Here is a 23,566-nt window from a genome sequence, read left to right on the forward strand (position 1 = left end):
TTTAATTACTTTCTAATACTTTAAACTCCGGTCTTTCTACCCTATCTCTTGACCATAAATAGTACAGGGCAGGTATTACGAACAAGGTCAGCACCAAAGAAAACATGGTACCTCCGATAATAACGACCCCCATACCAATTCTACTGGTAGATGCCGCACCCAAAGAAAGTGCTATCGGCAATGCACCCAATGCGATGGTTAAACTGGTCATTAAAATGGGCCTTAACCTAGATTCCGAAGCTTTTAAAATAGCTTCGCTTTTAGGCATGCCCTGCTCTCTAAGCTGATTTGCGAACTCTACGATCAAGATTCCGTTTTTGGTCACCAGACCTATCAGCATAATGGTTCCTATCTGGCTAAAAATGTTCCAAGACTGACCAAACAACCATAACGAGAACATGGCCCCGGCCACGGCCATTGGCACCGTTAGTATAATAATAAACGGATCCACAAAGCTTTCGAACTGGGCGGCCAAGATCAAGAATATTAACAACAACGCCAATCCGAAGGCGAACAAAGTGTTGGAACTACTCTCCACAAAATCTCTAGATTCCCCACCCAAGTCCGTGGTAAAAGAATCGTCCAAGACCCTTTCCCTAATGGCCTCCATAGCCTCTATACCATCATTTATGGTCTTGCCCGGGGCAAGGTTGGCAGATACGGTCGCCGACATATATCTGTTATTGTGATACAATTGAGGCGGACTACTATGCTCTTTAGTTTCTACCAGATTATCCAATTGAATAAGAAGTCCGTCTTTATTCTTCACAAAAATAGAGGTTAGATCCACAGGGGCATCCCTATCCTTTTTATCAAACTGGCCTATTACCTGATACTGTTTTCCGTTCATCAAGAAATAACCGAAACGCTGACCACTAAGAGACAACTGTAAGGTCTGTGCAACATCCAATACAGAAACGCCCAGACTTTCGGCCTTCTCCCTATTTATGTTCACATATATTTCAGGTTTATCAAATTTAAGGTTCACATCTACAAAAGAGAATGTTTCGTCTTGCTCCGCCTCTTTCATAAACTCAGGAATCTTTTCCTTTAGCTTTTCAAAGTTCTGGGCCTGTATAATAAACTGGATCGGTGGCCCTCCCCTTCTGTTTACAGATATGGTCGGCTTTTCCGATACATTTGATTTACCCCCTACATAAGCTTTGGCCCAACGCCCGAGATCGGTCGCAATTTCATGTTGCGTGCGATCGCGCTCACTTGGATCTACCAAAGCTATATTGGCCCTACCGCTGTTTACCGAAGAAGTACCAAAACCAGGGGATGTAAGTACGAGACTTACCTTTTTTTCCGGAATGGAATCGTTTATCAAATTGGTAATATCGGTCATTAAACGATCCATATATTCATAAGAAGAACCTTCAGGTGCGGTTACGCTCAACCTTACAAAACTACGGTCGTCATAAGGTGCCGTTTCTTTCGGAAGTAAAATATAGAACAGTGCAATTAAGCCCAAACAAGCGAATAAAATAGGAAAGCTAAGCCACTTTCTTTTCATAAAAACCCGTAGCGATCCCGCATAAGATTCATTCATTTTAAGAAAGTACTTTTCGGTAAAATGATAAAATTTAGATTGTTTTTGTTTACCTGGCTTTATCAGGTACGCGTTCAGCATCGGTGTTAACGAAAGAGAAACAAAAGCTGAAACCAGCACGGCGGCGCCAAGCACTACCCCAAATTCCCTAAACAACCTACCCACAAAGCCCTCTAAAAATATTACAGGTAGAAAAACGGCCGCCAAGGTTACAGAAATAGAAATAACGGCAAAGAATATCTCATTAGACCCTTTAATGGCAGCTTCTATGGGGCTCATGCCCTCCTCTACCTTTTTATATATATTCTCGGTGACCACAATACCATCATCTACCACCAAGCCCGTAGCAAGTACAATGGCCAACAATGTCAGTACATTGATAGAGAAACCAAAAAGCCACATAATAAAGAACGTGGCGATCAAAGACACGGGAATATCTATTAAAGGACGCAAGGCCATAGACCAGTTTCTAAAGAACAGGTAAATGACCAGTATAACCAGCACAATAGATATTATAAGGGTTTCCACCACCTCTGTAACGGCACGCCTTACAAAAACGGTATCATCTATAACCACATTGAGCTTAAAACCTTCGGGAAGGTCTTTTTTTAATTTTTCATACTCCTCATAAAAGGCATCGGCAATTTCCAAATAATTGGTGCCCGGTTGTGGAATTACCGCCGTTGCTACCATTGGCTGACCAGAATCGCTCATCTTGGTCTCCATATTCTCTCCCTCTAAAGAAGCCTTTCCAATATCACTAAGGCGCACGAGCTTCTCGCCATCTGCCATAATAATAATGTTGTTAAACTGCTCTTCGGTCTGTAGGTTTCCAATGGTCTTAACGGCCAACTCGGTATTTGTACCCGTAAGTTTACCCGACGGCAGCTCTACATTCTGGGCCAACAGGGCATTACGTACATCGGCAACGGTAAGTCCGTAGGAAGCAAGTTTCAAAGGATCTATCCACAACCTCATGGCATATCTGCGTTGACCCCAAATTTGAACACTACTTACCCCAGGTATGGTTTCGATCCGTTGTGCTATTACATTTTCGGCATAATCCGATAATTCTAAAATGTTCTTGTCATCACTCTGTACGGTCATCGACAGAATACGTTGGGCATCTGCATCCGATTTAGACACTACCGGAGGCGAATCTAGATCATCTGGCAGGCTTCTAACGGCCTGCGACACCTTATCCCTTACATCATTAGCGGCATCTTCCAGGTTCTTGTCCAAATCGAACTCTATACTGATAGAACTCGCCCCCTGCACACTAGAGGAGGTAATATTCCGAATACCATCTATAGAATTAATGGCCTTCTCCAAAGGTTCTGTAATCTGTGATTCTATAATATCGGCATTGGCACCCGAATAGCTGGTTCTAACGGATACTTGTGCGGGATCTATGGACGGAAACTCACGTATACCCAAATAGGTGTACCCGATAAGGCCAAACAGCACAATGGCAATGTTCATTACAATAGCTAGTACCGGACGCTTAATACTTAAGGTAGATAAATTCATTATTCGGCGGGCATTAATTGAGGTTCATCCAATTCTACTTCTACTGGCGCTCCGTTTTTAAGCGCCATTACACCATAGGTGAGAACCGTATCGCCCGCATGCAAACCGGACAATACCCTAACGGAAGAGCCCGTTCTTGCCCCTATTTCAACATCGATCTCTTTCGCCATACCATTTTCGACGATGAATATTTTTTTACCGTTTTGAACCGGAATCAATGCCTCGGAAGGCACCAACAATGCATCTTCGATGGTTTCCAATGGCAGAACCACGTTCGCATAGGCCCCTGGGTACAGATGCCCGTCCGCATTATCGGCCACTGCACGCATTTTCAAAGTTCTGGTCGCTATCTCCACTTCGGGCTCTACCGCATAAATGGTAGCCTTATACTCTTCGGCCGAATCGGAGGTGGTAAAGATAAAATCTGAGTTTATATTTATTTTGGATGCGTACTTTTCTGGAATGGAGAACGTTAATTTCAACTTACTCGTATTCACCAATTTTGCAACGGGCGTCTCGGGGGTCACATACGTTCCCTTTGAAATGGACCTTAACCCGATCGTCCCCGAAAAGGGAGCCCTTATTACGGTTTTTGACAATTGTGCCGCTATTAACGAAGCTTCGGCACTGGCCGATTGAAAATCGGCACTTGCAATATCGTATTCCTCTTGGCTAATGGCCTGCTTGTCCAATAATAACTTGGCGCGCCTTTCGTTCTCCGCGGCCAATTTTTGGGCCGTTTTCACTTTTGACAGTTGTGCCTGCAACTCTATATCATCTACGGTAAAAAGCACTTGCCCTTGGGCTACCTTACTACCTTCCTTAAAATTGATACTTTGAACAATACCCGAAATTTCGCTTCTGATCTCTATCTGTTCATTGGCCTCCAATGTACCCGACAATGATATATTATCGTCAAACTTCTGGGGCTTTAATACAATCCCTTTTACGGTAGTCGCCTTTTGTGTCGGCGCTTCGTTTTTGGGAGCTCCGATCTTTGAGTTTGCGTTAATACGATATATTATCATCCCTCCCAATCCTACAATTAAAAGGGTATAAATAATGTATTTTAGTTTCATAAGTTTGCGTTGGTAGTTTGTGATTTCTGGTATAACAAAACTAGCCTTAAAACACTTTTTTATAAAAAAGTTATGCTTTATTTAACAAGCTTTAACATAATCAGCAAATTTTAAGAGATAAACGACACTTTTGGCAATACCAACGACATGAACAAAAATTATTTTTTTGAAAACGGTGAAATTCCTGAACATTTTTCACACAAACACCTCTGGTAACGACCTTCTATTTTCTTGTGTGAAATGGTTTAAAAATATGAGGTTGTAGAGAAAGAGGGTTATAGAAAAAAATAGTGTTTTAGAATTAACGGGCCTAGAATAGCATGGTCTTAAATCAAGGAAGGGTTTGTTTCTTTTTTACCTCTGTTCTTTGTTGGGCACAAGAACCTACAGTTTAATTTTTTTTCTTGCAATAGTTAGAAATTCTTGGTTCACCATTACACGGCCGCAAAAACTAAATATAGAATATAGCCTGTAGTAACGACTATAACGATTCTTGTATAATTCACATGGCCAGAATTATATATTATCCAAATTTAAAATCAATTGCAATTGTTTTTCTCTCTTCAACAAATTCATCATTCTTTTTAGCAGGTATCCATTTTGGACTCATATTCATTACTCGAATGACTTCTTCTTTAAAATAACTAGCTCCTTCTGAAATTTCTATAGCTGATATATTACCGTCTTTTAAAACTGTAAACGATACATGTACCGTTCCTTCTACACCCATTTGACGAGCTTTAAGAGGATAAATTATATAATGAGATAACCATTTGTAGAAATTAGCACTACCTCCCCTAAACGAAGCTTCTCTGTTCTCGGCTAGAGGCAAATCATCTTTAACATCCAGTATGTCTATTAAGTCCTGGGTTTTTTCAGAGAAATATGAATTTGGAAAATTCTCTTTATACGCTTTAAGTACTACTGGGTCTATGCTTTTTTTTGCTTTTAAAAATAGTCTCCTCTCCAGGTTTTCTTTTTTTGTTTTTAAGTCTTCTTGTTTGTCGTTATCTTTTTGTCGTTGTTTTTTTTCATTACCGATAGCCACATTTTCAACCTCCTTTTGCTTATCGATTTTTTGTTGTTGGTATTTTCTTTCTAGTTCGTTAAAAGCACTATCTATTAACGCTCCCGTTTTTTTATAACTTTCAAATAGTTCAGAACTTTGTTTTTGGGGCGGTGTTACCTTAAGAAAGGTCTCATATGCAATTTTAGCCTTAACTATGTCTCCATTTTTATAATAGGCTTGCATTAGTAGAGATTCTATTTTAGGGTTTGTTCTTCCTAATAAATTCTTGGCTTTATTGGCATATATAATACTATTATCATAATTACCGGACTCAAACGCTGTTTCTGCCTCTTTATAATACTCCTTAGAATCTTGTGCAACTATTGGTTCCATTGATTGAGAACCAAAAATATTAAATAAGCAAAAGGCTATAAAAATTAGTACCTTACTTATATTAAAATTGGATAGATGTAGATATTTCATATAATTGATTTGAAGAGCATTAATCATAAGTTCTATAGTAAGTTTCAATTAAATTTAGATTTTCATCGTATATTCTAATTTCAGAATCCCCTACCCAACTATTATTGCGATCCATAGCCATATCCTTATCTATCTCAATCTCATATTCAACTACTTTCGGATTTCTCTTAATCCACCCATTATTTGTAAGCACAGAATATTCTTCTAGATGTACCATGTGACGCCAGAAAATTTCCGTTGATTTATTACCATTTCTAGCTACGATTTGATATTCATTCATTCTATATTCCCTAAAACTTAGTCTAAGCCTTACAAAAAAGTATTGGTTATCTATTTTTTTAGCCGTATCAAGTTCTATTTCCTCAATATGCCTATAATCATCAGGTGAAAGAATTACTTTATTTTCTCCTTTTGTTTTAACTCCATAATTACCTGATTCATTTTTAAACATTTCCAATTCAGGATTTTTCTTAGGAGTAATATCACCCCAAAAATCATCTTTTGTATAAGTAGTTTCTTTAGCAATCGTTTTTTCAGCAGCCTTTAATTCTTCAAATGGTGAAGGTTTTTCTTCTCCTTTTTCATAGCTTAAGAAAGTATCATATATACTTTCAATTTCATATTTAGGCCATTCCAATTTATCTATATGGGCTTTTAGATAAATTGTTTTACAGTTGTCGAACTTTGTCTTTAGTTTACCAAGAAGCTCGTTTTTCTGTGTACTTGAGAGGTTTTTAAATTCAGATTTCGGTATATTATGTTCTTGAGAATTCGTAAGTCCCCAATTCCATTGCCAAAAATCATTCCAAGTTTCAGGACTTCCAGGAGACAAGTTTTTCGATTGTACCCCTGCTTTCGAATATAGTATCTGCCAATCGGATAATTTATAGGTAAAGTCGGAATCAACTCTATTATCTTTATTTCCAGAAATAACCACACTTATTTTTGATGGTTGAATATTGTCAAACCTTTTTAATAGGTCTGGATACTTTTCTAAATCTTTTCGGTTTAATATTTTACCGGTACCAAGTATAATTGAACCGGATGCCTCCCATTTAAACGAGTAAAACTCCAAAGGTTCACCTAAAAAATCCCACCACTGGATGCCTAATGTAAAACTATCCATTAAACCTTTAGGTTCTACTTCATTAGAAATCGCACTGCTGGTAATAGATCCAATAAATCTATTTTCTGTATCTCTATTAAATTCTGTCTGCGAAAAACTACGTGTAAACATTAGTACACCAAATAACAGTAGTAATAGTTTATTCATGTTTGGAGGAGGGGTTAACTTATAGCGTGTAAATTGTTTTTAAGCTTATACAACGTGTTTGTATGTAGTTTGTTGCACGTGGGGGTGGCACTTAACTTAGCTAATACACACCAAACTTAAAATCCGCGAGGATTTTTAGAAGTAGGCGGGAACAAGCAATTACTTATAGCCATTGTTGGCATTAGTTATTTTTAAATTCCGAATGTTTTGGTTATTAGCACTTTGTATTTTTCCGAATCTTTTTTAAATTTTCTAGCTGCCGTAATCCAAATAATTATTCCGAAAGCAATAACTAGTCCACCAAAAATATAAGTTAGAGGTTGATTGTTTGTCGTTAGGAATAGTCCAAGAATAAGTCCCAATCCAAGAATAAGATGAGTTATTATTATTAATATTATTAAAAAGTGCTGTTTGAATGAAATTTTAACTTCTGTTATATTTTCAATATTATTTTCTACTAATTCACCATTAACAACAGTCCAATTTTGGAATGCATAATACCAAGGATACAAAATCCTCTTACGGAAACTAAAAGTATTAGTGTTTTTGTTATCAAATGAAAATCCTCCAATAGAGTTAAGTTCAGATGTTAGTTTTTCAATAACTTCTTTCGGTCGATTTTTTAACTTAAAATTCCAATTTTTCATATTTTTCGCTATTGTTTTTAATGTTTGCCAACGTTTTAGCTATGAACAGTTCGGGGCACGCCGTCTGCCACAGTAGCGGGCGTGTTGGCGTGTTGGCATTGCTTTCCGCCACGCACATAGCGAAATCTTTTGGTTTTGTTTTTCTTTTTTTGTTCGAAAGCAAAAATTGAATATTTCGCTGACGCGTAATTTTCAATTTTGCGACATCATAAATATACGCAGACCATTCTATTTAGCCCAAAAGCCCTATGTTTTCTTATATATTGTTATAAATAAGTTTTCCATTAATGAATTTTTGTCTCTACTAATCTTTCATCATCTGGCACATAAATGATTTCATCCCACTGGTCATATATGTTACCAGTTATTTTCTTAACTTTCTCACCACTCGAACCATAACCAATGTCATAATAATCTTGTTTTTCACGAATTATGATTGATTCGTATACCTCATTAAGCCCAAGTGCCTTCTTAATAAACTTGATTTTTTCTATATCTTGAGAATTTGGATGATAAAAAGATACATTAGTAGATGCAGAATCTTGATTCAAAACTAATATTCTATGAATGTCATTGTTTAGTAAATCTACATCCAAACCATAGTAATAATTTGAATTTAATGGCGCATATTTTATTATTTGCTCAAATCGAACAAAATACTTTTTCTTGTTTTTATAAACCCTAATGGTATCAATCAAGCTATAGTTAAAACTTGTATCTCCTAAAAGGGTTAAATATTTATTGATTTCTTTTTTTGCTAATCTAATTGTTGTTACCCGGTCAAGCTTATCTAATTTCTCGTAAGTCAATTTTTCTTGTGCTGATAAATCCAAGGTAATAAGAATTATGGCTAATATTAATAGTTTATTCACTTTAACGTTTTTTAATTATTTATAACGGTCTAGTATAACCGTCAGTTACGGGTTAATATGCGTTAATTTTCGGTTAAGAACTGGTGTTAGCAATTCCAAGTGGATTTGGACGTAGTCGAATCCGCCGTAATTGCGGTTATACATTGTGGTGTGCAGTTTTTCATTCATAATTCAGTTCTTTTCTGTATTCCGATTTGGTTTTCAGTTTGATGTTCTCGACAGTTTTCATTCGAGTAAATTCCGTTGAATCAATTTCCGAAACATTTGACAATTCCATTATTGAGTTTTCCTTATAGCCCAATTCTTTAGATTCCGCTTTTTTGTCAATCCGCCAATACTTTTTTTCATCGTTGCTTTTTGAAGTCGCAAGAATATAGTTTTTATTAAATCCTAGAGTTTCAATATCTTTTATAATCGTAATATTTGATTTGTAAGGTTCGTCTGGATTTACTGGGATTACAATACTGTTAAAAGCTGGTTCAACCATATAGTAAAAGTCAGAGCCTAAATCTATATCTCCATACCAATTCATTTGGCAAGAGTTGAGAGAAATTAAGGTCAATAAAATCAGTAATTTATTTCTCAAATTTCACGTTTTTTAAATTGCACACAACAATTGTATAAGCGTACCATGGTACGTTTATTTCTTTTTTAGGTGTAATTTATTAAATATCAATAAAACAGGTATTTATAGGGTATCGGTATACTAACCGTATACGATAGGATTACCAACCTAAAATATCATCCAAAATGAATACACTAAAATTATAAAGTGAATGAAGAACCCATATATACAAAAATTGAAATCTTTTTTTTTCTATTTTAAGGTATAAATAATATGACGCATAAATTGTTCCCGATAAAAAAGTGACTATGATATAAATTAAATTGTAATAGTGTATTAAGCTAAATGCAAGTGACGAAATAATTATAATAGTATTAACTTTTATCTTTTTAAAAAAGGAAAGTATTTCAATGATTAAGTATTGGAATAAAAAAGTTTCTATTAATGGTCCAATTATAACTGAAAGAACAAAGATTTCAGTTAAAGACATATTTTCATCAAATACGTTTAATATTTCAGGATTATAAATTGTTACTATATATGAAACAATTAAATGAAAAACTAAATCTATACTAAAAACAACAAAAAAAAGAGGAACACGATTTGTTTTCCTCTTTAAATAGTAAATATATTTAATCATATTTTTTATGCATGACTTCCTGTTACATGCCCCAAAGCAAGATGGTTATCCATATCGGCGACAAACTCCTTTACTTTATACCATGCTTTACCTGCCATTCTTCCTAAATCTCTAAACAACCCTCCTTCATTAATAAATTTCATTTCATTTGTATCTAATACAGAAACATTAAATTTTTCAATATTTTTCATAATTTAAAATTATTTGTTGTTAACAAATATTTATTCGCAATTACCCTCAGCAAATCCTGCCTTAAACTCAGAAACAGCATCATAAACTCTTGCCCATTCTATAAATCTACCTCCCCGGAATTCTGCTTCCACCATCAATTTTAATAAGTTCTTCAGTATTCAATACTTGAACGCCAAAATTTTGTAAATTTTTCATAAAAAAGCGTTTTTTAATTAGTAAGATTCGTTATTATGAACTCATATATAGCTACAAGTCCAGCGATAATTCCAATTAACCAAGCTAATATTTCAACCCAAGATTTTTTCTTAGTTTCCTTAGCTGTTTTGTGGACAGTTTTTTGTGTAATCGGGCTTTTTAAATCCATTTTTTCAGATGACTGATTTACTTGTCCGATTGTTGAACCAGAAAAATCATTTATGAAATCAGATTTGCTATTTTCGTTTTCCGACCAATCAAGGAACTTTTCCCAAGATTTAAGTTCTATTAACTTTGTTATATATTTTCTATTACTTAGATCGCAAGCATACCCAAACCTAGTAGGCTTATGTAAAACTCCGAGGTTTTTAAGGTTAATAATCAATTCGGATATTTCATTCGGACTGTCTTTGGTTAAAGTAATGGATTTTCCGTTTTTTAAACTTTCTAAAGTTTGAATGGTATTTTCGTCCATTTTTAATGTTTCTCCCTTTAATTCAGTTATTTCTCTTTCGTATTTTTCGATTCCGAGTCGAGTTATTTCTAATTTAGGGTGTCCTCTAAAAGGCGGTGTTTTTCCAGACCCCATTAAGCGTTTTTGCTTAAAAATAATAAGTCCATCTTTTTTTAATTCCTTGGCAATTCGAGTCGATTTTTCTTTATCTGGACATATATGCGAAATTTCTAAAAAACCTTTGTCTTGATTTTTATATAGGTACTCTAAAATTGAATCGTATATATTCATTTCAAATGGTTGCCAACGGTGTTGCTATGAGCAATAGCGTCCCGCAGGGCGTTATTGCGTATAGGTTTTGTTGGGCACAGTTATTTTCATTTTCTTTTATTAATCCGGTTATAAGAATGTTTCAAGGACAACTCCAACATTCGTTTCCGAAAGCATTATTAGCAGCATCTTGGGCTGAATACCAAGCATTTGCTGCATTATCCGAAGCTTCGCTGGCATAATCAGCCGCATTCCTTGCATAACTCGCAGCATCGTCTGCATTGTTTGCGGCTCGGCTAGCTTCGTATTCGGCATCTTGAGCAGCGTCAATTGCTTTTTCAACCCGCGTCTGCAAGTAAACATTATGGCCAATCAGTCCTACTACTAATAGTATCAATAGATTTTCTCTGTTAAATATTTTTTTCATGGTTTGTTTTTAATTGTGCCTAACGGTTTGGCTATGAACAGTACGGGGCCCGCCGTCTGCGACAGTAGCGGGCGAGTTGATGCGTTGGCATTTGCTTTCCGCCACACCCATAGCGAAATCTTTTGGTTTTGATTTATTTTTTTATTGTCCAAAGCGAAATCCCAAAGATTTTGCGGACTTCATAAATATACCCAAACATTAGCTTAAGCACCTAAGCCCATATTGTTTATAGGTTTTATTGTAAAACGTTATTCGTTTGTCAGTCTACCGTAAAATGAATTTTCACTAACATTGTTTAATGGAATTGACTCCGAATTTCCATTTTCAACATCAACTATTAATATATACTTATCTTCACTTTGGTCATTATCATAAAGACCTATTACTTTATTATCAGCACTATCAAACACGATATCTGTAAAATAAAGTGAGTCGAAATTTAATGTAGCAACAATTTGAGAAGTTCCGTTAGTTTTGTCAATCTCTACAATTTGTTTGGGTTCAGAGCTGTTACCAGAACCAAAATATTTATATGAGTAGAGCTTATTATCGTTTCCAACAGTCAGTCCAACATATTTTGAATTTTCGCTAACATTGTTTAATGGAATTGACTCCGAATTTCCATTTTCAACATCAACTATTAGTATATATTTATCTTCACTTTGGCCATTATCGTAAAGACCTATTACTTTATTATCAGCACTATCAAACACGATATGTGTCAAATAAATTGAATCGAAATCTAATGTTGAAACAATCTGAGAAGTTCCGTTAGTTTTGTCAATCTCTACAATTTGTTTGGGTTCAGAGCTGTTACCAGAACCAAAGTATTTATATGAATAAAGTTTCGCATCGTTTCCAACAGTCAGTCCAGCATATTTTGAATTTTCACTAACATTGTTTAATGGAATTGATTCCGAACTTCCATTTTCAACATCAATAATAAGTATATATTGGTCCTCCTCTCGATTATTGTCATAAAGCGCTATAATTTTATGATTAACACTATCAAACACAAGACTCTGTATATAAATGGTGTTGTAATTTAGTGTTGCAACAATTTGCGTGTTTCCGTTCGTTTTGTCAATCTCAACAATCTGTTTAGGGTTAGAACTGTCTTCAGAACCGAAGTATTTATATGCGTAGAGTTTTAACTCCAACTTAATTGTTATATTCCCAATTACCGTTGAATTATCATTATTTATAAACACTATTTCTCCCGAAGTTGTATTGTTTGGGATTTGAACTTTAATTGTTGACGAAGTGATTTCGTTGATTATTCCATTGACTCCATTGATTTGGACGACATAGTTATCATTTGGATCAAAGTGTTGTCCGTTAATTGTAATTATATCTCCAATTTTTGCTTCACTTGGAGAAATACTGCTTACAATTGGTGCTTGTTCTTGTTCTTGTTCCTGTATCTGTTCTTGTTCCTGTTCAGTTTCTAAATTATTGTCGTTTGTACAGCTAATACAAAGAAGAATAAGAATAATAAAGTAATTAAATTTGGTCATATATTGCTATGGTTTTAATGTGTTACAACGGTCTTGTATATGACTTGTACCGTGTGAATTAGCTATTATTTTTCGGTTTAATCACAAGCCATATTTTTTAATTTTACTATTTATATTTTTATTGGAAATCGTCAAATTTAAAAATTTGGGGTCTTTCCAAATATGCCTTAAATTCGATTAAGCAGCTAATTAGTTATGAGCTACATACGTTGTTGTAGCACGTTTTTTTATTATTAAAATGGTAAACCATCATAATCTTCTTCTTTTTCTTTATCGAAAGATTTTAAACTCAAACCTTCAAGTTCGTATTTCCAAGCTATTTTATTGAATGGGTTCAAAAACCTTGTTTCTTTTAGGTTCTCGTTCTCCACTATTTTATCTTGTAAATATTCTACTTTTTCTTTGGGTAAATCTTTAATTTTTTCCAATGCTTTAAGTCTTTCAATTGCCTGATTAGCAGTGTTTGAAAGTAAAATCAATTCAACTAGAGTATTTAAATACTTGGTTTTTGTTTTAATGTTTGTTGATATTATCTCAAAAATTCCTTCGGCAACTTGTCCAACATTTTTACCAACAGCTTGAAATCCTTGAAATTTTCCAATGAAACCGTAAGGGTCAAGTTCTTTTCGAATTGGAATGATTAAAACATTTCGTCCAATAGCAACTCCAACTTCTTGGTCAGTCCAATTACTGTCTTTAAATCCAGGCATAAGAACTGCACAAAGTGCATCCATTGAGAATAATCCTTTTTCAATTTCGTCTTGCCATTCTTTTGTCGGCTCGATATCTTCGTGAGCAACAAAAGAAGAAATTCCGTATTTCTCCAGTTCTTTTTTTAAAATTCCAATTGTCTTTTTAAAACTAGCTAAATGACTAACGAAAAGCTTAAAATGTCCAGGTTTCCAAAATGTAGCTTCACTTTCTTTTATAATTGGAATTTGAGAAACAGCAGGATGTTCAATACCTAATTCTGATGCCATTTCTAGTATAATCTCATCTTTTACTTTTGGTAGAACTTCTTGAACATAAACATATTTGCTATTATATGTCGGCTGGTGATTAGTCGGAATTCCGTAACTTTCAAAATATCCATCAATTTCTACAAACTTCATTCGGTCTTGAAGTTCTCTTCCAATCAAATTGATAATTTCTATTTTCTGCAGTTTTTTCATCAAATGTGCTACAACAATTGTACAAGCGTACCTCGGTACGTTTATTTCTTTTTTAGGTGTAATTCATTAAATATCAACAAAACAGGTATTCCATAGGGTTTATCAGTATATTAACCGTATACGATAACGTTACAAACGACTAAAATTGTATTAAAATAGATCTCAACATCTTTCTACTATACCGGCATAACCTTACTACCTAACCATAGCTTTGTTTTGTAAAGCGTATACATTTACAGACTTTCTATAAATAGAAAGCTCCCCTCAAATTAACTATTTTTTTGAAAAAATCTTTTACGGAAAAGCGTAATCACCTAAAACATATTATTCATCCATAGGGTTTGCTTAAATCAATTATTCGTTTCAGGTATTTGTAGGGTAGCTGGAATGGTGCGGTAGAGCCAGTCTTAGGTAAGCTCATCTAGTTCATGGGGTTCAGGAAGATAAACACCATAGGATTTGAACAGGCCAACAAGGTGATGCACCTCTCGTCGATCTGTAACCTGAAGAAGTACCTGAAATTCGAACAAAAACGAGTAAAAAGTGGAGCAGGAAAGCTTGCTTTGTCATTTTTATAAAAAACAGGTGCCAAGAACCTGAAAGAACACTTGTAGGGTTGCCTAAAAATCCAGATCCCCCAGTGTCCTAAAAACAAAAAGCCCCTAAAAAAAGGGCTTAAAAGAGGTCTTTTTTTGCTGTTCAAGGGCTCGTTCAACAGTTACCATTGTTGCCCACAGTATTTTTAATTCGTAAGTGTTAATTCGATTGCCATAAGGCTATACTTTTCTTCATTTTTTTTATTTGTTCCAACGTTTTTCCAAACTTTTTTCCACTTTCCTTGATTAAAAATCCAACTATTTTCGTCGGTTTCAGCAGGTATAGTTCCGATTGCAGGTTCATAAGAGATTCCATCTATTTTTTTCCTTGAACCTTCCATTGTATATTTATATTCATACTTATTATCCTCAATAATTAACCATTCAATTGCAATAAAAAATCCATTTTCGGGAAATTCAATATTTAATTCAGAAATATCGATTTCAGTTGTTTTTTTTCCTTTTTTGGCAATTCCAATTATATTTTGGTCATAAATATAATTTTCTGGCTCTCCTTTTTCGTTTGCTCCATAAAGTCGAATATTAAATTTTGAATCTTTTACATCACTTCTTGTTAGAACTCTTATTTTTTTTAGAAATGGTGTTTTTTCATATTTGTCATTATATTTAAAAAATCTAGCTGTAATCCACGGTTTTATTCCGCAACCAAAGTAATGATTGATTTTAGACTTTTTAAATTCTCCGATTATAAATTCTTGTGTTGATTTTTTAGAACTAATAATCACTTCGTCTAATTCAGTTGTTATGGGTTTTAATTCAAGTATCTCTTTTATTACATCCGAGGATATTTTTTTTGTTTCAAAACCGATTGCAGAAAAAAGAATGATTTTCGTGCTATCAATTTCCAATTTAAATTCTCCTTTTTCGTTTGAAGTTGTTCCGACATTTTCATTTTCTACCCAAATATTTACGTAAGGTATCTTTTCTTTAGTTTCGCTGTTAATAATCACTGATTTCAACTGACAAAAACTAAAGTTTGAAATGAATAAAAATGTTATCGCAAGTAGTTGCTTCATATTGTGGGCAACAAGATCATAACCTTGTTTTGTAAAGCCTCTAATTTACAGACTTTCTATAATTAGAAAGTCCCCCTCAAATTAACTATTTTTTAAAAAAAAATCTTTTACGGAAAAGCGTAATCACCTAAAACATACTATTTAACCCTTTATAGAAGATCCATCATTTGGTTTTATAAAAACATTGATTGCCACCCTTCGTAAAAAACAGGAGGTATGGCCATAAAATGATGTGTCTCTACTTGTAGTAAAAAATTAATCTGTGCCCTTATACGTCAGGTTTTGGAGGTTTATTTCCCCAATTTTTTTGGTGAGCCCAGCATCGGAATACAGTTCCATAATAGGGTCCAGTAAATGATAGGTGTATTTTGGCGCATAAATCGTGGGATTCTCGGGTCGGAACCCTTCATAAACGACCTTTACTTTTACCACCATTTGTGGGTTCTTTGTTTTATCGTTTATCAAAGCTTCGGCCGCGGCCGGATCCATTTTAAAGAGCACCTCGGCATTTATATGCTCTACCTGTTGTGTTTTATTAAAGATTTGCTGCCCATAAGGTGTCTTGGGAAGAAACTCAAAAAAATAATTATCCCTCGTACTTCCAAAATCCATACTATAACTAGACCTCCTTTTGGTGGGCAGTTGCACCCAAAATCCATTTTTGTCGAAATCATAAGATCCTTTGAACTCCAACGGAACAACAAATTGAAAATCTTCCGTAGCATCCTCAAAAAATGTTTGGGTCCATTGCAGTATTTTATCCAGATACTTTTCTACAAATGCCACATATTTTTCATTCTCGGTAAAATCATCGGCATATTGCCCTCCCCATTTAGATACAATGGGAGCATTACCGTCACCGTTGCGATCATTCATAAAATATTCCTTTTTCAAGGCATCCGTGCCCATTAAAAATGCAAAATTCATTAGGTAGCCTTGTGCCATATTGGATTTTACCTCATCTTCTACCAAGGGTTTACTAATGGGGGTGAGGGCCGTTCTGTCCATTACCTTAAAATGATTCTTTAGGGTATGCATTCGTGCCAATAACAAAAAAGCATTATAACCCATTTTCATTTTTACTCTTTTCTCATTGACCTCGGGAGTCGATACGGGTATTTTGGGATTGTTGGGCATGGTATAAAAATTACAGGAACCGAATCTTGGAAGCCCCTTAAATTTTTGAACGTACACATCATGAAACGCCGGATCTGGCGATTTATACACCAAATAATCCGATTCGTTAAAAGTGGTCGTCGATTGCGGTACGGTAGTAGGCGGTACGACTTTGTTTTCATCGGTTTTGACGGTTCCCAATTCTTTTGCCCCCTCCTCTTTCTTTGTTGTACCCTTGTTTTCGGTAAAAATATCATCTACCTCTTTATTGGCTTTCTCGGTAAGTTTTTCTTCAGCTTGCTGTTTCAGTTTTTTAAAAAACTGGGCATTGACCCGGGGTGCCATTATAAAGAACAACATTCCCATTACCACCATAATTGTACGACTGCTTCCCATCGATCAGTTTTTAAGATTTGTACTATTAATATCTACCTCTCCCATTTTATCGGTAAGTGCCACGTCCTTATAAATTTCAAGGATCGGACTCTCCAGTTCAAATTCCCATTTTACAGAGGTTGTATTGTTGGGCTTGGGGTTTACAAGCACCTTGAACACTACATATACCGGTGACCGAAGAGTTAACTTGTAGGTCTTCGCCTTATCGGCATCCATGGGCAGGAATATTTTTTTGCCCTGGTGCCTTATTGCTTTTTCGTTCTCGGTGTAGGGTAAAAAATTGGACTGATGTAGTATGAAGTCCCCTCCGATGGAAAATAGATTGCCTATCCAATATCCCTTTTCCTTAAAATCATATTTTTCGCCCACCAAACCCTTTGCCACATAATAGGCGACCTCGCTATCATTGGTATAAAACGATTGGCTCCAATTTTTAAGGGTATCGAAGTATTCCTTTACAAAGGTGGTATAGCTACGGTTCTGGGCAAATTCATTTGTAGACGTACCGCCCCAATACGAAACAAATATCCTCTCCCCTGCCCGATTGTAAAAACTACAGGGGGATGGTGCTTCGGAATCACAGAAATATTCTTTCAATTTTTCGTCGGATAGTGTTTCCCCAGCGAGAATCCTTAAACTATTTTGGGCAAATTCTGAATTCTTTTTGGCAAGGTCGCCTGCCGTATTTTTATGCTTGGTCAATTTAGACCGATCCATATCCTTAAAAGTATCCTCTAAAAATTTTAACTCTAAAAGGGCTTTATAGGCATTATTGGTAATCAGGGCATTTGATCCACTTTGAAAATTGAGTTCACCATATCTTGGCAGGCCATTATATGCCTGTATTACAATATCCCTAAAATCGTTGGAAGGTGCCTTGAACCTTAATACCTCTTGGTCTTGAAGACTTGGGTCTACCTTTTTCACCTGTGTTATCGTTGGTGTTGTTTTGGTATCGCCCCCTGTTTTTACATTATCGTTTACGGTAGTTTCCGTTTCCCCGTTTAATAGCTGGTCCGATTTTTCACCGGCGGCCTCTACTACCCTATCCTCTACATTCTTTTTTAATTTTTTTAAAAATTGGGCATGCACGGCGCTTGGTGCCAAGAAGCCCGTTATGGCAAAAAGTAGTACAAAACGTGCTTTTATATTTTTAATTTTCATCATTGTCTCTTATCTGGTTTTGGATACCATGGTGTTTATGTCAATTTCGCCTACTCTATTGGTAAGCGCATCATCGGTATAAATTTCAATAACCGGACTGTTGAGGGTAAAGGTGGTCTTTAGCTGGTCGGCCCTATAGTTTTCGAGTCCGTTCAGCTGCCCCGTGACGTCAAAAACTAAAAACAGGTATTGATATTTTTCCGAAAAGGTCTCCGCTTTTTCAGGGGACATTTTTAAGAGGATGGATGAACCGTTGGGATGCACCAATTTTCTTTCCGACGAATTACTGGGCTGAAGGCCAAACCACCTCAACAAAAAGCCGTTGTTACTAAACTCACCGGTACGTAACCAGTAACCGCCCTCTTTAAAATCGTAGGTTCCCAAATATGTTTTGGCTACGTAATAACCGTTAATTTTATTATCGGGATATAGGGTTTTTGCCCATTCTTGCACCAACGGAAACTTCTCTTTTACAAACGAGGTGTATGCCCTTAACTTTTGAAACTCCGAAGCTCCCCTTCCGCCCCAGTACCTTATATTTCTAGGCTCATTGTAATACCCCTCTTTAGGGAATACCCTGCCACAATCCTCTTCTTTTGTATTGCAGAAAAATTGGATCGCCTGTTCGGTAGTGCAAAGGGCATTCGCCAGGTTGAGCACGTGCTGCTGTGCGGTGTAGGATTTCTGCTCCTTGTCGTACATGTTAGGTGTACGCACGGTGAAATAGTCTTTATCCATTGCCGCCAACATATCTTCTTTGAACCGTATCTTTAAAAGTTCGGTAAAGGCATGTCTGCTGGCATTGTTATGGCTAAAACGTTTATCCATTTCAAAATAGGACGCTTCGTTGTTCTTTACATAGCTACCATCCGATTTGACATAATATCCATCTTGGAGGCCAAACCTCAGTTTGCCATTGTGGGTCTGTAGCGACAGGTCTATAAAACTTGAAGAAGGAGCGGCAAAAACTTTTTCTTCCCCTTGTCCCCAAACCGAAAAATGTACTGTTAGCAGTATTAGAATAATTAGGAACTGTTTCATAATTTAATTGGTTAGGTCTGCCAGAGACAAAGTTTTAAAGTGTTGTGTCAGTGCCTCGTCCGTATACAATTCCAAATCGGCACTTTCGTGGGAGTAATTAAATTCTATGGCCTTAGAGACTGACTCCATGGGCTTGTTAGACCGTTGTAACTTTATTTTTTTTACGGCATACAAGCGCTTTATGCCCTCTTTTTGAAATCGTTCTGCCGTTTGCTCATCTATGTGAAGTAAAAATTTCAGGGTCTTGCTCCTATCTACCGAGTTTTGAAGTGCCTCCTCGAACGGTTTCACCGGTTTGAAGACCACTTGATTTAAGATACCCTGCTTCCTAGTAAAAATGTTGTTGAGCATTAAAGAATGGTATGCGGTATATCCCTTTTTATCAAAATCATAATTATTACCAATGTTCAGCATAGAAACGTGGTAGCCGACCAGTTCATCGTTTTCCATTACATTTTTGCTCCAATCTAAAAGTGGATCTAAACAGTTATCTACAAAAGATGTATAATTACGAAGCCGTTCAAATTCGTTCTTGCCTTGGTTGGCATTCTTACATTCATCTGCCAAGCACAGGTTAGGTGCCACCTGACTCCGTAAAAACCGCTGTAAGAAGGCGGAATTGGATTCTTTTTCGGACATATTGGAGGTCAATGTGGTTAACCGCTCCCGATCCAGATCCTCCATAAACGGCTGTAAATATTTTAAGCCGACCAATAGCGAAAGATTATTTTTGCCCGTAGTTACAAGCTTGTTTTTATCATTACTCACAGGATTTTTGCCCCCACGAACCGGTCTAACCGTTCGCATTCCCTGTCTTATACCGCCAGTTTGTTCGCGATACATATTCGGAACCCCAAAACGTGGCAAGCCCTTATGGGCCTGTAATGTGATGGAAGCAAACTTATCGGAAGGTGCTTGGTAGACCACCATCTCTTTATCATTTATAGACTGTGCATTACCAGAAAGCACTCCCAAAAAACACAAAACAATCAACAAACATGACCTTACCATAACTTTGCCTTTATATTTTTAATTCCAAGTAATGGTCCCATCCATGGTTAAAATGGTATCATCATCGGTGTTGATTACCGTAGTACCATCAAAAGTGACGCTCTTGCCCTCAAAATCAATTGCGAATCCATCGCCACAGGCAGTAAAAAAGTTTAGATAGGGAGAGGAACAAGCATGCCTGTACTCTTCACCATCTTTTACGATGGTCATGGAAATACTTTTGTCGATATCGGCTGAACCTCCGGTAGAAAAATCAGCCGCTACGATGACGAATCCGTTCTGGTCATCGTCATAAACAAATTCATCATCGACCACAGAAATATTCTCCGACATGAGTATGACAGATTTATCGGTTCCTGTAAGAGAGGCATTGGCAACCTCAATATTTGCTACGGTTAACGAGGTTCCCAATTCAGACGTCTCATCACCGGACAATGTAATATTGCCCTGTGCCCCGTTGGAAACAACTTCCTCTTCTGTACTATCATCCGACCCACAACCAAAAATGAGAAAGAAGGTTGAACAGTACAGTACATTTTTAATGTTCTTTATCATGTGGCTACTCAATTATACGGTTTGGTTATGCCCAAGCTATCAATTACGACCGGTTTGTGCCATAAGCAATTATTCTACGTATCCATTTGCCATTTTACCGTGGTAATTGTTCAAATATTCGTAAACACAGGTATAACAGTCTATTAATCGAACAAAAAGTTTAAATTTGGATATAACCAACCGCATAGCATGCCCCGACCAACTAAAAACAAGTATTGTTTTATACTTATCTGTTTGGTACATTTTTTTGGTACCTCTCAGCAAAATAAACTAGACTCCTTAAAGAACGAGTTACAAACTCACACCTTAAAAGATACCATACGAGCAGGCCTGCTTATTGAGCTAGCGAGTGAAATGACCTATTCCGAACCAAATGAGGGATTTTCATTCATAGAAGAGGCCCTTACCATATCTAAAAAAAATGGATGGATCAAAGGTGAGGCCTTGGCCCAACGCCAAAAAGGAAATTTATATTACGTTTTGGCGGATAATCTAAATGCTTTGGACGCCTACCAACAGGCTTTGGTACTCAGTAAAAAAATAACGGACAAACAACTGGAATCCAGCATTTTAAGCAATCTTGGAAATATACATGCAGATTTAAAGGAATACGACCGTGCCCTAGAAAATTACGGCGCCTATCTAGAAACGTCACAGGCAATGGGCAACCGGGCGGAAGAAATCAAGGCGCTTTCCAATATTGCCATTATCTACAATGACACTGAAAATTTTGAAGCGGGTGTATCTTACTTGAACAAGGCTCTCACATTGGCCAAGGAAGAGGGAAACGATTTGTTCATAGCGGCCATTACCAACAATTTAGCCTTGGCGTATAAAAATTTGGGGGAGCATCAAAAAGCTCTTTTCCACTATAAAGAAGCTATGGCCATGGCCCAAAAAATAGGCAATAAATACATAGAGGCCTCTGCGCTGAACAGTATCGGAAAAATAAACGTATTGTTGAAAAACTATGCCGTTGCCGAAACAAACGCTAGCAAAGCGCTTTCCCTTTCCAAAGAAATCGGGGCCGTGGAGTGGGAAGCCGATTCCTGGGAAGTCTTAAGTAAGGTTTATGAGCAAGATGGTAAAATGGCCGAAGCTTTGAATGCCTACAAAAAGCATATACAATTAAGGGACAGCGTACTAAACGAAGAAAAGAAATCGGAATTGACCCGTAAGGAAATGCAATTTCAGATGGAACGCCAGCAAGCGGTGGCCAACGAAGAGATCAAACGGCAGCAACTGGTAAAAAATATCTATTTGATCGGCGCCATTTTATTAGTGTTGCTGGCCGTCTTCGGTTATTATATTTACAAGCGTAGACGCGATGAGCTAGAAAAAAAGAAGACCGCCGAATTCAATGCCAGGGTATCGGAGACGGAGCTTAAGGCCCTGCGCTCGCAAATGAATCCCCATTTTATTTTTAACTCCCTCAATTCCATCAGCGATTTTATTTCTAAAAACGATATTCAACAGGCAGATGACTACTTGGTCAAATTCTCTCGGCTGACACGGGCAATTCTAGAAAACTCAGAGAAAAAATCGATTCCCTTAAACGAGGACCTTGAACTGATGGAACTATATATGCAGATAGAGGCCATACGTCTAGAAAACAAATTGCACCATCAAATTACGATCGACCCAGATATTGAACCCAACAATACGCTGGTTCCCCCACTAATTTTACAACCCTTTATAGAAAATAGTATTTGGCATGGTATTGCCCCTAAAAACGGAGATGGCCACATAGATATTAAAATTAAAAAAGAGGGCGATATGCTAAAATATGTGGTGGATGACAACGGTGTAGGGCAACCCAAAAAGAATATGAGTGAGAAAAAATCGAACGGATCTTACGGCATTAAGATCACCAAAAACCGAATCGATATTCTGAGCCATCTAAAAAATAAAAAGGGATCCGTTAATTTGATGGATAAACCAGAAGGGGTACGCGTAGAAATAACACTTCCCTTAGAACTTCAATTTTAAGAACAGCATGTTAAAAGCATTAATAGTTGATGATGAACAACACTGCATCGACCGCCTAGAGCGGTTGTTAGAATCCAGCACCTACGATATACAAATTGTAGGTTATTGTAAAACCGTTGACGAAGCAAAAAAGGAAATTGCCAAAATTACCCCAGATATTCTGTTCTTGGACGTACAACTGGGAAACGAGACCGGTTTTGATCTCTTGTCTCAATTAAACAGTATAGATTTTGAAGTGATTTTCACCACCTCTTATGACAAATATGCGTTAAAGGCCATTAAATTCTCTGCCTTGGACTATCTGTTAAAACCAATAGATAATACGGAGCTTGACAATGCCCTACAAAAGTTACGGCAACAAAGAAGCCTGAAAGAAGCTTCAAAAAAAATAGATGTCCTATTTCATAATTTTAAAGAGAGCAACGCGTCCTCTAAAAGAATAGCGATACCCACCGTAGAAGGTTTTACGATGATGGACACCAAAGAGATCATCAGGTTTCAATCGGATACAAACTACACCCATATACATACGCTATCGAAGAAAAAGATAACCGCCTCAAAAACCATCAAGTATTTTGAGGAAATACTAGACGAAAACATGTTTTTTAGAGTCCATAAATCGCATCTCGTCAACTTGGGTTATATAAAAACCTACACCAAAGGAAAAGGAGGCTACATAACCTTGTCCGACAAAACCAAAATAGAGGTTGCCGTGAGAAGAAAAGACGAACTGTTGCAAAAACTACGGGCTTAGATGACCTTTTAGAAAAGAACTACTCGCATT

General features: G+C 36.5%; 20 protein-coding genes. 2 read left to right on the plus strand and 18 right to left on the minus strand.

Going from position 1 to position 23,566, the window contains the following annotated elements; all coding sequences use genetic code 11:
* Nucleotide 1: 1 nt before the first annotated feature.
* The 18 genes from J8L85_RS13410 to J8L85_RS13500 form a co-directional block, all read right to left on the minus strand.
* Nucleotides 2-3,082 (minus strand): efflux RND transporter permease subunit, encoded by a 3,081-nt coding sequence (locus J8L85_RS13410; RefSeq protein WP_211017973.1) that lies wholly within the window; start codon nt 3,080-3,082, stop codon nt 2-4.
* Nucleotides 3,082-4,161 (minus strand): efflux RND transporter periplasmic adaptor subunit, encoded by a 1,080-nt coding sequence (locus tag J8L85_RS13415; protein ID WP_211017975.1) that lies wholly within the window; start codon nt 4,159-4,161, stop codon nt 3,082-3,084. The genes J8L85_RS13410 and J8L85_RS13415 overlap by 1 nt, the downstream gene beginning before the upstream one ends.
* 523 nt (nt 4,162-4,684) lie before the next feature.
* Nucleotides 4,685-5,701 (minus strand): TonB family protein, encoded by a 1,017-nt coding sequence (locus J8L85_RS13420; RefSeq protein WP_211017977.1) that lies wholly within the window; start codon nt 5,699-5,701, stop codon nt 4,685-4,687.
* Complete coding sequence (locus J8L85_RS13425) at nt 5,673-6,926, minus strand: hypothetical protein (RefSeq protein ID WP_211017979.1); 1,254 nt, start codon at nt 6,924-6,926, stop codon at nt 5,673-5,675. The genes J8L85_RS13420 and J8L85_RS13425 overlap by 29 nt, the downstream gene beginning before the upstream one ends.
* Before the next feature lie 191 nt (nt 6,927-7,117).
* Entirely contained in the window at nt 7,118-7,573 is a 456-nt protein-coding gene (locus tag J8L85_RS13430; protein ID WP_211017982.1) for a DUF423 domain-containing protein, read from the minus strand.
* A 284-nt stretch (nt 7,574-7,857) separates the two neighbouring features.
* Nucleotides 7,858-8,445, minus strand: a complete 588-nt coding sequence (locus J8L85_RS13435; RefSeq protein WP_211017984.1) for a hypothetical protein — start codon at nt 8,443-8,445, stop codon at nt 7,858-7,860.
* Nucleotides 8,446-8,605: 160 nt separating this feature from the next.
* Nucleotides 8,606-9,031: a hypothetical protein gene (locus J8L85_RS13440; protein WP_211017986.1), complete on the minus strand. Its 426-nt coding sequence runs from the start codon at nt 9,029-9,031 to the stop codon at nt 8,606-8,608.
* 624 nt (nt 9,032-9,655) lie between these two features.
* Nucleotides 9,656-9,841, minus strand: coding sequence for a hypothetical protein (locus J8L85_RS13450; RefSeq protein ID WP_211017990.1), 186 nt, complete (start codon nt 9,839-9,841; stop codon nt 9,656-9,658).
* Between the two features lie 209 nt (nt 9,842-10,050).
* On the minus strand, nt 10,051-10,782 hold the full coding sequence (locus tag J8L85_RS13455; protein ID WP_211017993.1) for a hypothetical protein: 732 nt from the start codon (nt 10,780-10,782) through the stop codon (nt 10,051-10,053).
* Between the two features lie 121 nt (nt 10,783-10,903).
* Nucleotides 10,904-11,188, minus strand: coding sequence for a hypothetical protein (locus tag J8L85_RS13460; RefSeq protein WP_211017995.1), 285 nt, complete (start codon nt 11,186-11,188; stop codon nt 10,904-10,906).
* 248 nt (nt 11,189-11,436) lie between these two features.
* Nucleotides 11,437-12,705, minus strand: coding sequence for an IPT/TIG domain-containing protein (locus J8L85_RS13465; protein ID WP_211017997.1), 1,269 nt, complete (start codon nt 12,703-12,705; stop codon nt 11,437-11,439).
* 233 nt (nt 12,706-12,938) lie between these two features.
* Nucleotides 12,939-13,877 (minus strand): toll/interleukin-1 receptor domain-containing protein, encoded by a 939-nt coding sequence (locus J8L85_RS13470; RefSeq protein WP_211017999.1) that lies wholly within the window; start codon nt 13,875-13,877, stop codon nt 12,939-12,941.
* A gap of 742 nt (nt 13,878-14,619) precedes the next feature.
* Nucleotides 14,620-15,444, minus strand: coding sequence for a carboxypeptidase-like regulatory domain-containing protein (locus tag J8L85_RS13475; RefSeq protein WP_348771762.1), 825 nt, complete (start codon nt 15,442-15,444; stop codon nt 14,620-14,622).
* Between the two features lie 321 nt (nt 15,445-15,765).
* Nucleotides 15,766-17,022 carry a hypothetical protein gene (locus J8L85_RS13480; protein WP_211018003.1) on the minus strand — a complete coding sequence of 419 codons (1,257 nt, stop codon included), beginning with the start codon at nt 17,020-17,022 and terminating at the stop codon, nt 15,766-15,768.
* Between the two features lie 3 nt (nt 17,023-17,025).
* A complete protein-coding gene (locus J8L85_RS13485) occupies nt 17,026-18,189 on the minus strand; it encodes a hypothetical protein (RefSeq protein WP_211018005.1) in 1,164 nt (387 codons plus the stop codon).
* Between the two features lie 6 nt (nt 18,190-18,195).
* Nucleotides 18,196-19,227 carry a hypothetical protein gene (locus J8L85_RS13490; protein ID WP_211018007.1) on the minus strand — a complete coding sequence of 344 codons (1,032 nt, stop codon included), beginning with the start codon at nt 19,225-19,227 and terminating at the stop codon, nt 18,196-18,198.
* A 3-nt stretch (nt 19,228-19,230) separates the two neighbouring features.
* The gene (locus tag J8L85_RS13495) at nt 19,231-20,238 is read right to left on the minus strand and encodes a hypothetical protein (RefSeq protein WP_211018009.1); all 1,008 of its coding nucleotides are present in this window, start codon (nt 20,236-20,238) and stop codon (nt 19,231-19,233) included.
* An 18-nt stretch (nt 20,239-20,256) separates the two neighbouring features.
* A complete protein-coding gene (locus tag J8L85_RS13500; RefSeq protein ID WP_211018011.1) occupies nt 20,257-20,793 on the minus strand; it encodes a hypothetical protein in 537 nt (178 codons plus the stop codon).
* A 234-nt stretch (nt 20,794-21,027) separates the two neighbouring features.
* Here J8L85_RS13500 and J8L85_RS13505 point away from each other — a divergent pair, with 234 nt between their 5' ends.
* The gene (locus J8L85_RS13505) at nt 21,028-22,782 is read left to right on the plus strand and encodes a tetratricopeptide repeat protein (RefSeq protein ID WP_211018013.1); all 1,755 of its coding nucleotides are present in this window, start codon (nt 21,028-21,030) and stop codon (nt 22,780-22,782) included.
* A gap of 7 nt (nt 22,783-22,789) precedes the next feature.
* Entirely contained in the window at nt 22,790-23,536 is a 747-nt protein-coding gene (locus tag J8L85_RS13510; protein ID WP_211018015.1) for a LytTR family DNA-binding domain-containing protein, read from the plus strand.
* Nucleotides 23,537-23,566 lie beyond the last annotated feature (30 nt).

It is taken from the genome of Maribacter sp. MMG018 (assembly GCF_018100785.1).
GTDB lineage: Bacteria > Bacteroidota > Bacteroidia > Flavobacteriales > Flavobacteriaceae > Maribacter.